Here is a 16214-nt window from a genome sequence, read left to right on the forward strand (position 1 = left end):
CATGTTCTAGATGCGTAGTGGTCGAGGCTGGAAAGCGTTTTACTTAATTTTGCTTAAGTTTAGGGAACGGTGACATTTGGCCCGGTTGTCCAGTCCATCGGCCTTGGCGGGGGCAAGTTCGGCAATCGAATCCCGCCGTTAGCCCTTAGAATAGGTTGGATTTTCTCACCACCCCTGCCGCCTATGCCTCGCCGCGACGACATCAAAAAAATTCTGCTGATTGGTTCTGGCCCCATTGTGATTGGCCAAGCCTGTGAGTTTGACTACTCCGGCACCCAGGCTTGCAAAGCCCTGCGGGAAGAGGGCTACGAGGTGGTGTTGATCAACTCCAACCCGGCCACGATTATGACCGACCCGGAAACGGCGGATCGCACCTACATCGAGCCGCTGACCCCGGAAATTGTGGAGCGGGTGATCGAGCGGGAACGCCCGGACGTGATGTTGCCCACTATGGGTGGCCAGACGGCGTTGAACATTGCCGTGGCGCTATCCAAAAACGGGGTGCTAGAGCGCTACGGGGTGGAACTGATTGGGGCGAAGCTGGAAGCCATTGAGATGGCCGAGGATCGCAAACTCTTTAAAGAAGCCATGGAACGGATTGGGGTGGGGGTGTGCCCCTCCGGCTTGGCGGAAACCATGGACGAAGCGCACCAGATTGCCAAGCAAATCGGCAGTTTCCCGCTGATTATTCGGCCTGCCTTCACCATGGGCGGCACCGGGGGCGGCATTGCCTACAACCAGGAGGAATTTGAAACCATTGCCCGCTCTGGCCTCGACGCCAGCCCCGTATCGCAGATTTTGATCGAGCAATCGCTGCTGGGCTGGAAGGAATACGAGCTGGAGGTGATGCGCGACCTGGCGGATAACGTGGTGATTATCTGCTCCATCGAAAACTTCGACCCCATGGGCGTACACACGGGCGACTCCATTACCGTGGCCCCAGCCCAAACCCTCACCGATAAGGAATACCAGCGCCTGCGGGATGCTTCGATTAAGATCATCCGCGAAATTGGCGTGGAAACGGGCGGCTCCAATATTCAGTTTTCGGTTAACCCCGACACCGGGGACGTGATCGTGATTGAGATGAACCCCCGTGTGTCCCGTAGTTCGGCCTTGGCCTCTAAGGCAACGGGCTTCCCCATTGCCAAGTTTGCGGCCAAGCTGGCGGTGGGCTACACTCTCAACGAAATCTCCAACGACATCACCAAGAAAACCCCGGCTAGCTTCGAGCCGACCATCGACTATGTGGTCACGAAGATCCCCCGCTTTGCCTTCGAGAAATTCCCCGGCACCTCCAACACCCTCACCACCCAAATGAAATCCGTGGGTGAGGCGATGGCCATTGGGCGCACCTTTCAGGAGTCCTTCCAAAAGGCCCTGCGTTCCCTAGAAATTGGCCGAGCGGGCTGGGGCTGTGATCGGCCCGAAAAGCTGCCCAGCCTGAATGAAATTCGTCCCAAGCTGCGCACCCCCAACCCAGAGCGGGTGTTTGAACTGCGCCACGCCATGCAGTTGGGCCTAACGGTGGACGACATCTACCAGCTCACCAGCATTGACCCCTGGTTTTTGCGCCAGCTTGAAGGGCTGCTGAAGACCGAAAAATTCCTCAAGCGCACTCCCCTCACCGCCATCACCGCCGACCAAATGCGGGCGGTCAAGCGCCAGGGCTTTAGCGACCGCCAAATTGCCTACGCCACCAACACCCACGAAGACACCGTGCGCCAGTACCGCAAGGGGCTGGGCATCATCCCCGTCTACAAAACCGTGGACACCTGCGCCGCCGAGTTTGAGGCCTTCACCCCCTACTACTACTCCACCTACGAAGACGAAACTGAGGTGCTACCCAGCGACCGTCCCAAGGTGATGATCCTCGGCGGTGGCCCTAACCGCATCGGCCAGGGCATCGAGTTTGACTACTGTTGTTGCCATGCGTCCTTTGCGTTGCGCGATGATGGCTTCGAGACGATTATGGTCAACTCCAACCCAGAGACCGTCTCAACGGACTACGACACCAGCGACCGCCTCTATTTCGAGCCGCTGACCAAAGAAGACGTCCTCAATATTATTGAGGCCGAAAATCCCGTCGGTATCATCATCCAGTTCGGCGGCCAAACCCCCCTGAAGCTGGCGGTTCCCCTTCAGCAATACCTCTCTTCCCTGCCTACCACCGAAACCAAAATCTGGGGCACCTCGCCGGATTCCATCGACATGGCCGAAGATCGAGAGCGCTTCGAGGCCATCCTGCGGGAACTCGACATCAAGCAGCCCCCCAACGGCATGGCCCGTAGCTTCCAGGATGCCCTCAAGGTGGCCCAGCAGATTGATTACCCCGTGGTGGTGCGGCCCAGCTACGTCCTCGGTGGGCGGGCCATGGAAATCGTCTACTCCGACGAAGACCTAGAGCGCTACATGACCTACGCCGTCCAAGTCGAGCCGGATCACCCCATTTTGATCGACAAGTTTTTGGAGAACGCCATCGAGGTGGATGTGGATGCTATTGCCGACCACACGGGCCAAGTCGTCATCGGCGGCATTATGGAGCACATCGAGCAGGCGGGCATCCACTCCGGGGATTCGGCCTGTTCCCTGCCCACCATGACCCTGCCCCCCGAAGCCCTGGCCACCATTCGGGACTGGACGGTGAAACTAGCGAAACGCCTCAACGTCATTGGCCTGATGAACATTCAGTTTGCGGTCAAGGGCGGGCAGGTCTACATCATCGAAGCCAACCCCCGCGCCTCTCGGACGGTGCCCTTTGTCTCCAAGGCCATCGGCCATCCCCTGGCCAAGCTGGCGGTGCGGGTGATGTCGGGCAAAACCCTGGCGGAACTGGGCTTTACCACCGAGGTGATCCCTAACCACATCGCGGTGAAGGAGGCCGTTCTGCCCTTTGACAAATTTGTGGGCACCGACGCCCTGCTGGGGCCAGAAATGCGCTCCACCGGGGAAGTCATGGGCATTGACGCCGACTTTGGCAAAGCCTTCGCCAAGGCCGAACTGGGGGCCAACCAAAAGCTGCCCCTCTCCGGCACTGTCTTCATTTCCATGAATGACCGGGACAAGGCGGCGGTGATCCCCGTAGCCAAGCAACTGGCGGAGATGGGCCTGAAGCTGATCGCCACCAGCGGCACCCGCAAAGCCCTGATGGACGAGGGGCTAAACGTCGAATTGATCCTCAAGGTTCACGAAGGTCGTCCCAACATCGAAGATGCCATCAAAAACGGCGAAATCCAACTGATCATTAACACCCCGGCAGGCAGTACCGCCCTAGAGGACGACCGCTCCATCCGCCGCACAGCCCTAGCCTACAAGGTGCCGATCATCACCACCATCGCTGGGGCCAGTGCCACCGCCTCCGCCATCCACTCCCTGCAACAGCATCCCCTAGAGGTGAAATCCCTTCAGGAGTATGTGGGGCTGCAATAGAGGAGCGGTTGTCCCCTGTGGCGTCATCGGTGACTACCGAAGACGAGCAACGAAGAGCTGAGGCAGCAACCTGAGATGAGGAGGATCGAGCTGAGGAAGAGCAACGAAGAATACGAGAGGAAATCCGAATTAGAGACCCCCAATGCCCTAGCGAGGCCAGCCATCCCAGGGGCTCACTTCAATGACGCCGTTTGACGTAATGACAACCCGGAAATCTGCCTGGTTTTCGCTGGCTGGACGGGATGTGACCAAATCGGGGAGGGGGGTTTCTTGGGCCAGCAGCAGGGCATCAGTGTTGATGGCGTTGTAGCCTACGATGTTACCCCGGCTATCCAAGCGCACCTGGTAGATTAAATCGGCGCGAGTGCTGGGCAGGTCAGCCTCACTCAGTTGTGCCCGTAGATCTTGGTTGAGGGCGCGGATGCGATCCCCGTCGGTAATCTTATTTTCCAGGGTCTCTAGCTTGTTGGGTTCGCGGGCTGTCTCTGGCCGGAGCCGATCCCCGGTTGTATCCGTGGCATCAGGCTGATCGGCTTCATCCTTTGGATCGTCTGCCAGGGCGGTATCGTCGGTTTCGGTTGTGTTTTCGTCGCTAGGTGACTCGCTGGCGGACGAGTCTTCAGCGGGAGGATCCTCGGTGGGGAGGTCTTCGCTGGGGAGGTCTTCGGTAGCCAGGTTGGGATCCCAAATATCTACCTCTACCTCGCCATCGGGGGTGAAGCGGGTCAAAAACTGAGCCACCGCCTGCCGGGGGGCTTCGGGATCTATCGTCGGTACGGTTAACCGGGCCAGGGGAGTGCTGTCCACGGCCTCTAGGGCGACATCGTTCTCGTACTTATAGCCCAGGATATCGCCGCTTTCTGAGACCACCACTCGGTAGACCAGTTCTTCACGAGCATCGTTGGCCGCGGTCCACCCAGACTGGAGGCGCTGCCGCAGTTGCCGCCGCAGAGTGGTTAGGGTGACGGTATCGGTAATCAGGGGAGCCTCGTCCCAGGTGTCCAGATTCTCTGGGTCGGGGGAGGTCGCCGCGTCGGTATCTAGGGTTTCTGTCGTTTCGCGACGCTCCAGTTGGCTGGGTTCAAATTCCGGTGGCGGCACAAAGAATAGGGCTAAGCCAGCGGCAACGAGGGCAGCGGCTCCGACTACGGCGGGGGCAGACCGTTTGGCAATGGGTTCGGCGGGTTTCACCATCCGGCGGGGAATGGCCTGGAACTGAGCCTTGAGGTCGGGTAACGTCAGACCATCGGCCAGCAGTTGATCCACCGCCTCCATCAGGTCGTAGAACTGGACGGTGGTGAGGGGAATATCGAGCGGAGCCAGGGCGTCGGTATCCACGGCAGGTTCGGTGCTGGGCTGCTGCCGCACCATGAGATGGTGGAGATTGCCCTCCCCCGACTTCACATTGACCAAGGGCATGGCGGGGTTGGCGGGGCGAGGAATGCCGCTCAGCAAATGTTGACCGTAGGCACTGACGGCGGCGACGAGGCCATCTAAAAATTCGCGCCCGCCCGTGAGGGTGGTATCGGTGACGCCAGGGAACTGGCATTCCGCGTTCATCAACACCGTCATCGGGGAGTAGGGATCGCCGACCACGGCCTCAATGCCCTCTAGCACGAGGTTGCAGTAGGGCAGGGTGTACTGACGTTTAACGGTCATACCACCTCTCCATCAAACAAACTACTCCACAGCCGCTGGGTGCCCAAAATGCCGGAGCAGAGCAGCAGTTGCTCTAATAATTGCATAGCTAATTCGTCCAACTGTTCATCGCTGCTGTAGGCGATCACCCCGGCCCGACGGGGGTTCATGCGAGAGCGAAAATGGGTGCGAAACCGCTGAAGATAGTCCGCTAGCCGCAGGTGATGGTCGAGGGACAGACCCCGTTCCCGAAGCTGCTGATAGCCCGTGAGTAACTGCCGCATCAGCACCGTCAGCCGTCGGGATAGATTGCCGATAATGGCGACCAGCGCCTTCGCTTCCTCTAGGGTCATAGGCCGACGCTGGCTATAGCGGCGCATGGGGTTGGTGCTGCGTAACAGCCACAGGTTCACCCGCCCCTTCACCACCGGATCGAGGCCCAACTCCTGGGCCACCGTCAGCATCGCCTCACTGCCGCCCAAATCTAACGCCTCAATGGCCAGCAGCAGCAGATCAATCTGGGTGCGGGCACGACGGGGGCATTCTTGGCTGGGCAACTCTGGGGTTGGCAGCGACTCCAAAATTAAGGGGACGGAGGATCTGGGCGGGCTATCTACTGGCATTCAGGGTGGCTCTGCGCGATAACGGTAATCAACATCTCATCCATACATCAATCAGCTCCGATGGTGGGCACCCAGGTTGACACCGGATAGGGTGGCACCCCATGGGGGCATCGGACTCGGTGAGGCACCACAGGGCTAAGCCCAAGGCTGTCAGCCAGCATTGTATCAAAACACGGTTGACCCCATCGCTGGAGGGATAACCGCCATCACTACCCCAGGGCATTGTCAGGGCGAAGCGGGCGACCCTATCCCTAGTTTTGGCCTGCGGCTTGGCCCATGCTTTCGATGAGCCACTGGCCATCCTGCCGCACGAGGACGTATTCCATGGTGAGGCGGTCATCGTAAGAGGCTCGGTCGTTTTCCACGCCGTATTCAAACAATCGGGCATTTTCCCGGACGACAGCCGTCACCTGAAGCCGATCCGCCGTGGGGTCATCGGGAGTCACGGACTGCACCTCCACCTCATGCTCGTATTCCCAATACCAGTTTTCCTGGGGGGCCGCAGCGGCGCGGCGTTGCCATTGGTTCAGCAGGGGGCCAGTCAAAATCGTCTCAAGCTGGTTGGATTGATAGTCTTCCCCCATGGCGGCACGTTTGGCGCTCAGCCAGGTCTCAATCACCTGTTGGGCCATGCTGGCTGCGCCGATCTGCTCATCGGGGCTAGGGGCGCTAGGGATTTCCACGGCAGGCTCGGCAAGGCTTAATTCTAGAGGTCGCCCCTCCAGCCTTGGCCCAGACATCGCCCCCGCTACCCAACTGACGGTACGGGCCGTGGCAAAGCCTAAGGCTCCTAACCCCACCAACCCCACGACGCCCACCAAAGCCAACCGTCCCCAGCGAGGCGAAGAGGACTTCTTGCGCCGTGGCCCTGCTTCAAGCTGCGTCACATTAGCCGAGGGAACGGTGGCTGAGGGATCCTTCGCCGTGATAGATCGGGCAGCGGCAGTGCTGGGCTGAGGCGACTTGGCACGGGAAGAGCTAGGGGAGGACGGCGTGGCCTTGGCTTTGGCGGAGGACTGCAACTGACCTTCTGGGGAAAGCTGGGCCACCCGTTCCGCCACGGAGGGTTCTAGATCGGGCGCTGTCCGGTCTAGGGGCGTTGGGGTGATGACCGACGGCGTTGATTTAGATCGCCCTTGAGATCGATCTGGGGTGGGCCGTTCTGGGGTAGACCGCTGGGCTGGATGCACCGGAGCCGAAGACTGAGGTGGCGTAGGATTGGGAGAGACCCTGGCAACGGCACCAACCGAGTTAGTGGCCTTAGCCGCTGGGTGGGTGCGTCCTGGGCGAGCCTCGTAGGATTCTGCCGCACCGTGACCATTGCGGCTCGGGGCGGGGGCGGGCGGGGGCGCACTGTAGCCGTTGGTGGCGGAGGATGGCATGGCCGTAGGGCGCGGATAGGCCGTGGGGCTGGAGAGGGAGGGAGCATGGATGGGCAGCGACCCCTCCACGGTGGGGATGCTGTAGTCCTGAACGGCGGGATCGACCCCTTCCCAGGCGGATTCTGGCCCCGCTGGCACCATGGCCTCTAGGTAGCTTTGCACCTGGGGATCGGCGAAGTAGTCCTTGAGGGTGGCCTCTTGCCCCTTGAAATCGCGAAAATGGGGGAACAGCTCGTCCTGAATCCAGCGCTCGGTGTAGAGGCAGAGTCCCGGCAGCAGGTCGGGGGAATGGCGGGAATGTTCGCGAATGTAGGCCAGGGGTTCGTATTCTTGGCTGAACTCCAAGGCGCGGTTGGCCTCCTCGGTTTGGCCCAGCAGCATGGCACAGACCGCCTGCTCTAGGTGGACATCCTGCTGACTGGCAAGGCCCATGAGCAACTGCTTGGCACGACGCACGAGGGCGGGCTGGTGACGGGCAAACCCCCTGGCCAGCAGGGCATACACCGTGAGATAGGTGGCGACGGGCGAGGGGCGACGGGCCTCATGCTCAAATAATTCCTGCTGCTCGGAGGCGGTTAAATAGTCCCGCAGTTGCTGAATGAAGCGCAAAAAGTCGTCAATGGCCAGCCCAGACAGGTCGTCCTCACTGCCCTCAATGCCGCCCCGATCCTCCAGCATGGATTTCAGCAGTTTCAATCCCTGCCGCCGTTCGCGGGTTTGATCGAGGGGGCGGGCCAGCAGTTCTAGAATTCGATAGGGCCGAAGTTTGTACAGATCCGACTGAATTTCCGCCCGCAGAGTCGGGAAACGATTTTCCTTGGCCAGCAGTTCGTGCCCCGTTTCTAGGGATTCCGCTGCCGTTTCATACTGGCGCTGATGCCATTGCTCACGGCCCAACTCCAAACAAGCTAGGGCCAAGGTGAGCACCACATCCCCTTGCACTAGGGCTGGGTCGCCCAATTGCCCATCGGCCAGACTAGCGGTGCCGCTGCTCAGGTAGGGTCGCCCCAGGTGGATCACCTGCTCGTATTCGCCCAGCTCCAGCAAAATCAGCAGCGATCCAGTAAACAAATTGGGCTCAATTTCGATGCTGTTGCCCGGACTTTCCCCAGCCCTGGGTTCCGTAGCTAGGGATCGTAGGGCTGCTTCCCCTAGATCAGAGCGCACCTCTAGCCCCCCGCCTCCCTTGGTCTCTGGGGCAGACTCGGCGTAGGCATCAGCTAAAAAACGGCTGTCGTAGTCTCGGCGGTTGTCAGAATCAGACAGGACTTGGTAAGCCTCGTCAAGGAGTTGCTTTCGGGCGGCAATGGCCACCTCAGAAAATTCGCGCCTGGGAAGCTGCAAACCCCGATCTCGGTGGGCCTGCTGGAGTTGATCCGCCGTAGCCTGAATCGGCAGACCTAGAATTCGGTAGTAGTCCAATGGAACGTGCACAGTTCATATCCCCAGCAGCGAATTCACCCGAAATAGTACCTAAAAAGCCCCAACCGATCCCTTCGTCTTGCCCCTGCCCGCTGTTTCTGAGCGCTGTTTCTGACCTTTGTCACCTATTGCCACCATCGTCGGGATAGATAATGTCCACCCTGCCCACGACCACAATGTTCCTGACGACAGGATTCATAGCCTTTGAGCACCGCCGATAGCCCTAACCCTTCAACCGATAAAAACAAACCGCTTAAAAGGTGAAGTTTATATCATAGACCTCGACCTCTGGCCAGGGGCGATCACCCCTCTTTTAGCCCGTTTTTGCAGGTGTCGTCAACTCAGGATTTTTGATAACGGTACGGCCCTCGGTATGATAGGAAACAGTTTTGGGTATCCCCTGGCGCTGCCCCGGCGGGGTAACGCTTTGGGGACACCTTTTTCGGTATAGTCAAGTGTTGGACATCGCAGCGTAGGACCCAGCAAGACCCATGGTTCAAGAACGGACATTACCCCAGTTTCAGGCTCCAGCAGCTTCCATCTCCAGTGAGGAAGGGCTGAGGCTGTACGAAGACATGATTTTGGGTCGCTTCTTTGAAGACAAGTGCGCCGAGATGTACTATCGGGGCAAAATGTTTGGGTTTGTGCACCTCTACAACGGTCAGGAAGCGGTGTCCACCGGGGTGATCAAGTCCATGCGCCCCGATGACTACGTGTGCAGCACCTACCGCGACCACGTCCACGCCCTCAGCGCCGGGGTACCCGCCAAAAATGTGATGGCGGAACTCTTCGGTAAGGAAACGGGCTGTAGCCGAGGTCGGGGTGGTTCCATGCACCTGTTTTCGGGCGAACACAACCTGCTGGGGGGCTTTGCCTTCATTGGGGAAGGAATCCCTGTGGCTCTAGGGGCCGCCTTCCAAACCCACTATCGCCGCGTGGCCCTAGGGGATGCCAGTGCCGACCAAGTCACCGCCTGCTTCTTTGGCGATGGCACCAGCAACAACGGCCAATTTTTTGAATGCTTGAACATGGCGGCGCTGTGGAAGCTGCCGATTCTATTCGTCGTAGAAAACAACAAATGGGCGATTGGCATGGCCCATGAACGCGCCACCTCCCAGCCAGAAATCTACAAAAAAGCCTCGGTGTTTGGGATGCCGGGCTATGAAGTAGACGGCATGGACGTGATGGCGGTGCGATCCATTGCCCAAGAAGCCGTGGCCCGCGCCCGCGCCGGAGAAGGCCCCACCCTGATTGAAGCCCTCACCTACCGCTTCCGGGGGCACTCCCTGGCCGACCCCGACGAGCTACGTTCTAAGGCCGAAAAAGAAGAATGGCTGGCCCGTGACCCCATCAAGCGCTTTGAAGCCTACCTGCTAGAACAAAATCTCGCCGACGAAGCCACCCTCAAGGGCGTGCGGGATCGCATCCAAACCACCATCGACGATGCCCTCACCTTCGCCGAAGAAAGCCCCGAACCCAGCCCCGACGACCTCTATAAGTACATCTTCGCCGACAGCTAACGTCCTCGTAGGGTGGGGATGTCGGAGAACAGCACTGGCATCCCGGTGCTTTTCGAGGGGGTCTTCATACTAGCGATTCTACTTCCATAGATTCGGTCTACGGTTATAGCGATAGATGTCTGATGCGGAACCCACCCCTACCCCTTTTCATAGGGGATTTCAGGACTTAGCTTTGGCGAATTAACGCTTTCCTTACGTTTTTCTTCAACCTTCACCCAACGACACCGAAACCATGGCAGAAACTCTCCTCTTTAACGCCCTGCGCGAGGCCATCGACGAAGAGATGGGCCGCGACGACACCGTTTTTGTGCTGGGCGAAGATGTCGGCCAATACGGCGGTTCCTACAAAGTCACCAAAGACCTCTACGACAAGTACGGCGAGTTCCGCGTGCTCGATACCCCCATCGCCGAAAACAGCTTTACCGGGATGGCCGTCGGTGCGGCGATGACCGGGTTGCGGCCCATCATCGAAGGGATGAACATGGGCTTTTTGCTGCTGGCCTTCAACCAAATTGCCAACAATGCCGGGATGCTGCGCTACACCTCCGGCGGCAACTTCAAAATTCCCATGGTGATCCGTGGCCCTGGCGGCGTGGGTCGGCAGCTAGGGGCCGAGCACTCCCAGCGGCTGGAAGCCTATTTCCAAGCGGTGCCCGGTCTCAAAATCGTGGCCTGCTCTACCCCCTACAATGCCAAGGGCTTGCTCAAATCCGCCATCCGCGACGACAACCCGGTGCTGTTCTTCGAGCACGTCCTCCTCTACAACCTCAAGGAAGACCTGCCCAACCACGAGTACCTAGTGCCCCTGGATAAGGCCGAAATCGTCCGCCCCGGCAAGGATGTCACCATCCTTACCTATTCCCGGATGCGCCACCACGTCACCCAGGCGGTGAAAGGTCTCGTGGCCAAGGGCTTTGACCCAGAGGTGATCGACCTGATTTCCCTGAAACCCCTGGATTTCGACACTATCGGAGCCTCCATCAAGAAAACCCACCGGGTGATCGTCGTGGAAGAATGTATGCGGACGGGCGGCATTGGCGCAGAAATCATCGCCTCCATCAACGACCGCTTCTTTGATGAACTGGATGCCCCGGTGCTGCGGCTGTCTTCCCAAGACATCCCCACCCCCTACAACGGCAAGCTGGAAAGCCTGACCATCGTGCAGCCCAAGCAGATTGAAGCCGCCGTTGAGAACATGATGGCCCTGAAGGTTTAGGCGCGGTTACGGCCCAGCCGTTGGCCCTCACCCCCAGGGATGCTACCGCTGATCCGCAATCAGACCTATCCATACCAGCCTGAGGGATCCCCCTAAATTCCCCTTAGAAAGGGGGACTTTGACTCCAGTTCCTCCCTTTCTAAGGGTGACTTTGACTCCGGTTCCCCCCTTTCTAAGGGGGGCTAGGGGGGATCAACACCCAGGTCAAATTAAGATAGAAACTGATGGATAAGCGACCATTCCCAGAAGGCTAGGAGCGCCGGAAAGACTCTCTATCTCCGAATTCCCCATTCGTCCTGTTACCCCCCTGATCCATGGCAAAGTATCAAGCTTGGTTAGCACTGATTCTGGCATTGGCCATTGGGGCCGTGACGCTGATTGCGAATTCGCTGCTGTCGGAAAATCCCCTGTTTCCCACTTCCCTCGGTCTGGATCTGCGTGGCGGTTCCCAGCTCACCATTCAGGTGCAGCCCACCGCCGCCATTCCCACCATCACCGAGCGGGAAATGGAAGCGGTGCAGAGCGTGGTAGAAGGCCGCGTCAACGGGCTAGGGGTTTCCGAAGCCATTGTGCAGCAGCTCGGCAATGATCAGCTTTTGGTGCAGTTGCCAGGGATTAACGATCCTCAGCAGGCGGAACGGGTACTGGGCGGCACGGCACAGCTAGAGTTTCGGGCGCAGAAAGTGGGCACCGAGCAGCAGCTTTTGGTGGAAACCGAAATTTTGCAGGAGCATCTGGCTGACCTCGCCCAAATTCAGGACAACCTGCCCCCCACCGGAGCCATGGACGACGCCACCCAGGCGGAAATTGACGCCATCCAGGCCGACATCACCACCAGCGAAGCCGCCATCCTAGACCTGTTTGAACCCAGCGAACTGAAGGGCGACAAGCTCACCGATGCCCTAGCCCGTCCCGGCAATGGTACCCAGTGGGAAGTGGTGATTGAGTTCAACAACGAAGGGGCCAACGACTTTGCCGAACTGACCAAATCCGTGGCGGGAACGGGCCGAGGATTAGGGATTTTCCTCGATAACCGCCTGCTTAGCGCCCCACGGGTAGACGTGCAGTATGCCGAACTGGGGATTACCGGGGGCACTGCGGTGATTTCCGGCAACTTTGATGCGGTGTCGGCCCGCGATTTGGAAATTCAACTGCGCGGCGGTGCCCTGCCCCTGCCTGTAGAAGTCGTGGAAAACCGCACTGTTGGCCCCACCCTAGGCCGAGACAGCATCCAGCGCAGTCTCTACGCTGCCCTCGTCGGTCTAGCCCTGGTGTTGGTGTACATGGCGGTGTACTATCGCCTGCCGGGAATTTTGGCGGACATCGCCCTAGTGGTCTATGCCCTGCTCACCTGGGCGGCGTTTGTGATGCTGGGCGTCACCCTCACCCTGCCGGGGATTGCCGGATTCATCCTCAGCATTGGCATGGCGGTGGATGCCAACGTGCTGATCTTTGAGCGCACCCGTGAGGAGCTCCGCGCTGGCAAAACCCTGTATCGCTCGGTGGAATCGGGCTTTTATCGAGCCTTTTCCAGTATTCTCGACAGTAACGTCACCACGGTGATTTCCTGCTTGGCGCTGTTTTTCTTTGGGGCGGGTCTGGTCAAGGGCTTTGCCCTCACCCTGGGCCTGGGGGTGTTGGTGAGTATGTTCACGGCCTTTACCTGCACCCGCACCCTGCTGTTTGTGGCCCTGGGGATGCCCCAGTTTCGCAAACCCGAATGGTTTTACCCCGGCATTAGCCGCCTGACTGCCCCCCGGAGCGCCACCCCATGAACCTACCTATCAACCAAAAACGCAACCTGTGGTGGAGCCTCTCGGCCCTGGTGATTGGCCTGGGGATCGTGGCTATGGCGATTTCCTGGCAGCAGTTTGGTGCGCCCCTACGGCCCGGTCTGGATTTTGTCGGCGGCACCCGACTCCAGCTCACCCACGCCTGCACCCTCACCGAAAGCTGCACCGAGGAAATTTCCCTCGACGAGGTGCGCCAGGTGTTGGCGGATCAGGGGCTAGAATCCAGCAGCCTGCAACTGTTGGGGCAGGATCGCCAAACCCTCTCCATCCGCACCAAAAACCTGAATGTAGACGAACGCTCCACCCTACAGGCCAACCTCGAAGAAACCGTCGGCCCCTTCGACATCAACTCCACCCAAATCGACTCGGTGGGGCCAGTGATTGGGCGGCAGCTTTTGGCCTCTGGTCTGTTGGCGTTGCTGGTGTCCTTTGCGGGCATCGTCGCCTACCTCAGCCTGCGGTTTAAGCTCGACTACGCCGTTTTTGCCATCGTCGCCTTGGCCCACGACGTACTGGTGACCATGGGCGTCTTTGCCGTCTTGGGACTGGTGTTGGGGGTAGAAATCGACAGCCTCTTCATCGTGGCGTTGCTCACCATAGTCGGTTTCTCGGTGAACGATACGGTGGTGATCTACGACCGCATCCGCGAAAATCTGAAGCTGCACCCCGAACGGCACATCAGCGAAGTGGTAGACGAATCGGTCAACCAAACCCTGGCTCGTTCCGTCAATACTACCCTCACGACCACCCTGCCCCTATTGGCCATTGTGCTGTTTGGGGGGCAAACCCTGAAATTCTTTGCCCTGGCGATGATTGTGGGATTCCTGGCCGGGGTCTATTCCAGTATCTTTGTAGCTAGTACCCTGCTGACCCTCTGGCGCGAACGCAGCGGCCAAGCCTACGGCGGCGGCGAATCAGATTCCCCAGACGACACCGCCACCGACCCGGATGCCTCCACTCCTGCCGAGCAAGTTTAACCTGGCCCGCTGCTCCACCTCGGTTTTCCTCGTCTATCTCCTTAGGCCTTGACTGTGACTGTGGATCCCCAGCATCAGCGCCAAATTGAGCGACTTCGGGTTATCTTGCTTCGTCGCTGGTGGCGCACCAGTGTCCTCCTCTGGCTGACGGTGGGTAGCCTCAGCCTATGGAGCCTGAGGGGAGAGGGGGCCATGCTGCGGCAATATTTCACCTGGACAGCCGTTCGCTACGCCGTGGCCTATAATCGCCTTGCCGCTTTAGGTCTGGGCCTCTGTGTCGGTCTCACCGTGGCGCTCCTGGTGGCCGAAAGCCGCCATATTCTCTTCGGCCCCACCCCATCGGAACGGCAACGACTCAACCAACTCCACCATCAAATTCTCCAACAGGGGCCAACCCACCCTCTGTGGAAAGCGCTAACCCCCCGACCTCGACAATAGCCTAATCATTGACGCCATCTGCGCAACCATGCCCTACTCCAGGGGCACCACATGACGAATGACGGTATCGGGTAGCTTGGTCGGTGATGGACTTACCTCAATCATCCGAATGTTGGCCATCGGCAGCATCACCAAGCGATCCTCCACTTCCAGAGCCACCATGCTCGCTTCCATCATGCTTTTGACCCGACTAGCCAGTTGCAAGCCGTCGAGCTGTTGCTCGGTGACAGCATAGACCTGGACTACGCCATTGTTGAAGGTGATGGTGATGTGAGCCATGGGGGTAGAGTCGGTCATTGTTAGGAGCCTTCCGTAGAGACAAAACGCACAAGTACGGGAAATGGCTCAAGAATAGCGAGAAATTTCGGTTTTGGCGATGGTGAGCTTGAAGCGTCCCAGCTTTACCTACCGATATTGCTCAATGTCAGCGTCGGTAATATAGACCACCACCGGGCTGGTTGGTGTACCATCGCGAGTTACAATGATGTCTCGACAGCCCAGCGTTGTTTGAATTTTGGTATCGGCATCGGCTAGGGTTGCCCCAGCGGGCAAAAACGCCACCTTTGGCCTAGCTTTATCGCCTTGTGCATTGCGCCATTCTAAATAATTATTCAACGTGATTTGGGCAGCGGGATCGTTATCGGGTTGCCCACCCTCTATCGGGGGTGCAGCATCTGGGGCATTGCCAGATTGAGGCTCTAGGCTGGCTGGTACTTCAACGGTAGCGGGCATCTCGATCTCTCCACATCCTGAAGCCGTAACGGAGGCTTCTGGCGAAGGGGGGGCGGCATGGGAAGAACGGGCTACGGGCTGGGTGATATAGCTTTGTGCGTCTAGTCGATACACCAGATCAACGTACTTTTTATTTGAATCAACAATCAGAATTCTGTAGCGCCCCTTAGACTCCATATCCTGCACCAATTCTTTGAGAGGCTTGGTGAGGTCTGTTTCAGAGAAAATCAGCCCATTGGCTAAAGACTTGACGGCGATTTGACTAAGCTTTCCATTGGCTAGAGGCCGTAGGGGTTGATCCCTCGTGATAATCTGAATCCGTTCAGCCGATTGTGAGGCGGCATCAAAGGATTCACGGGAGAAATAGAAGGCTAGAATTGTACCGACCCAGGTGCCATAGAGGGGTAAGGTCGAATCCATCACTCGCCGTGAAACTTCTCCTCTATCTTGCGATTCTGCCATGCTGATAGCCGTTAGAGAAATCCCTAAAACAGCTATTGTCGAAAAGAAAAGGACGCAGGGCTATTTCATTCTAAAAATGGTCTTGAGGGTAAGCTGATATGCATTTAAATTACATTGATTGTGTTTCCTTTATTTCTGATCTTGCGATCCCAGTTGACGACAAGCTGCCCTTCGTTCAACAGGTTATGAACAAGCGCTTCTAGATCCTCAATCGACTCAAATAGACGATTGGCAATGAATTCCTTTGCAGAGTGCCAAACTAACTCGATTAAATTATAGTCCGGACTGTAGGGTGGCAGAAATTCTAAAACAATGGGGCACCTCGAAAAATCCAAATCTTCGTGGAAGTAGCTACGAGATTTCAGGGGTTTCAGGCTTTTCATGTTCGCTATACGGTAATTAATCGAGGTGCCCAATGTTGGGCATCTCCTTCGCTATCTTCTCTAGAATCTCTGCCTTTTTATGAATACTTGCATTTTCTAAAATGATAAGAATCTTAGGGCCATCCTGCTCAAAGTCTTCGATCCGTCTACCTTCTCCAACCCATTCCTGTTTCACTTCTTCGTAGAATCCATGGAGGACACT

The 16214-nt window shown here is 58.1% G+C and carries 11 protein-coding genes and 2 pseudogenes; 6 read left to right on the forward strand and 7 right to left on the reverse strand.

What is annotated here, in order from left to right:
* Positions 1–183: 183 nt before the first annotated feature.
* Positions 184–3426 (forward strand): carbamoyl-phosphate synthase large subunit, encoded by a 3243-nt coding sequence (gene carB / locus H6G62_RS12885; RefSeq protein WP_190495709.1) that lies wholly within the window; start codon positions 184–186, stop codon positions 3424–3426.
* A gap of 147 nt (positions 3427–3573) precedes the next feature.
* Here the strand turns inward: carB and H6G62_RS12890 are convergent, their stop codons facing one another.
* The 3 genes from H6G62_RS12890 to H6G62_RS12900 all read right to left on the reverse strand — a co-directional run bounded on the left by H6G62_RS12890 (position 3574) and on the right by H6G62_RS12900 (position 8503).
* The gene (locus tag H6G62_RS12890) at positions 3574–5085 is read right to left on the reverse strand and encodes a DUF4335 domain-containing protein (protein WP_190495711.1); all 1512 of its coding nucleotides are present in this window, start codon (positions 5083–5085) and stop codon (positions 3574–3576) included.
* Positions 5082–5687 (reverse strand): DUF3038 domain-containing protein, encoded by a 606-nt coding sequence (locus tag H6G62_RS12895; RefSeq protein WP_190495713.1) that lies wholly within the window; start codon positions 5685–5687, stop codon positions 5082–5084. Before H6G62_RS12895 ends, H6G62_RS12890 begins: the two co-directional genes overlap by 4 nt.
* 251 nt (positions 5688–5938) lie before the next feature.
* Positions 5939–8503 (reverse strand): IMS domain-containing protein, encoded by a 2565-nt coding sequence (locus H6G62_RS12900; protein ID WP_190495715.1) that lies wholly within the window; start codon positions 8501–8503, stop codon positions 5939–5941.
* Positions 8504–8982: 479 nt separating this feature from the next.
* Here H6G62_RS12900 and pdhA point away from each other — a divergent pair, with 479 nt between their 5' ends.
* The 5 genes from pdhA to H6G62_RS12925 all read left to right on the forward strand — a co-directional run bounded on the left by pdhA (position 8983) and on the right by H6G62_RS12925 (position 14435).
* Positions 8983–10011: a pyruvate dehydrogenase (acetyl-transferring) E1 component subunit alpha gene (pdhA, locus tag H6G62_RS12905; protein ID WP_190495716.1), complete on the forward strand. Its 1029-nt coding sequence runs from the start codon at positions 8983–8985 to the stop codon at positions 10009–10011.
* 232 nt (positions 10012–10243) lie between these two features.
* Positions 10244–11227 carry an alpha-ketoacid dehydrogenase subunit beta gene (locus tag H6G62_RS12910; protein WP_190495717.1) on the forward strand — a complete coding sequence of 328 codons (984 nt, stop codon included), beginning with the start codon at positions 10244–10246 and terminating at the stop codon, positions 11225–11227.
* 314 nt (positions 11228–11541) lie between these two features.
* The gene (gene secD, locus H6G62_RS12915) at positions 11542–13002 is read left to right on the forward strand and encodes a protein translocase subunit SecD (protein WP_190495719.1); all 1461 of its coding nucleotides are present in this window, start codon (positions 11542–11544) and stop codon (positions 13000–13002) included.
* Positions 12999–13997, forward strand: coding sequence for a protein translocase subunit SecF (gene secF / locus H6G62_RS12920; protein WP_190495721.1), 999 nt, complete (start codon positions 12999–13001; stop codon positions 13995–13997). The genes secD and secF overlap by 4 nt, the downstream gene beginning before the upstream one ends.
* 54 nt (positions 13998–14051) lie before the next feature.
* Entirely contained in the window at positions 14052–14435 is a 384-nt protein-coding gene (locus H6G62_RS12925) for a hypothetical protein (protein ID WP_199324946.1), read from the forward strand.
* A gap of 33 nt (positions 14436–14468) precedes the next feature.
* Here H6G62_RS12925 and H6G62_RS12930 read toward each other — a convergent pair whose 3' ends face one another.
* The 4 genes and pseudogenes from H6G62_RS12930 to H6G62_RS12945 form a co-directional block, all read right to left on the reverse strand.
* A complete protein-coding gene (locus H6G62_RS12930; protein ID WP_190495723.1) occupies positions 14469–14732 on the reverse strand; it encodes a hypothetical protein in 264 nt (87 codons plus the stop codon).
* Positions 14733–14840: 108 nt separating this feature from the next.
* A complete protein-coding gene (locus tag H6G62_RS12935; protein WP_190495725.1) occupies positions 14841–15587 on the reverse strand; it encodes a hypothetical protein in 747 nt (248 codons plus the stop codon).
* 146 nt (positions 15588–15733) lie between these two features.
* Positions 15734–15940 (reverse strand): annotated as a pseudogene (locus H6G62_RS12940) (transposase); the annotation flags it as partial.
* 88 nt (positions 15941–16028) lie between these two features.
* Positions 16029–16214 (reverse strand): annotated as a pseudogene (locus H6G62_RS12945) (IS630 family transposase); the annotation flags it as partial.

It is taken from the genome of Phormidium sp. FACHB-1136 (assembly GCF_014697375.1).
Taxonomy (GTDB): domain Bacteria; phylum Cyanobacteriota; class Cyanobacteriia; order Phormidesmidales; family Phormidesmidaceae; genus Nodosilinea.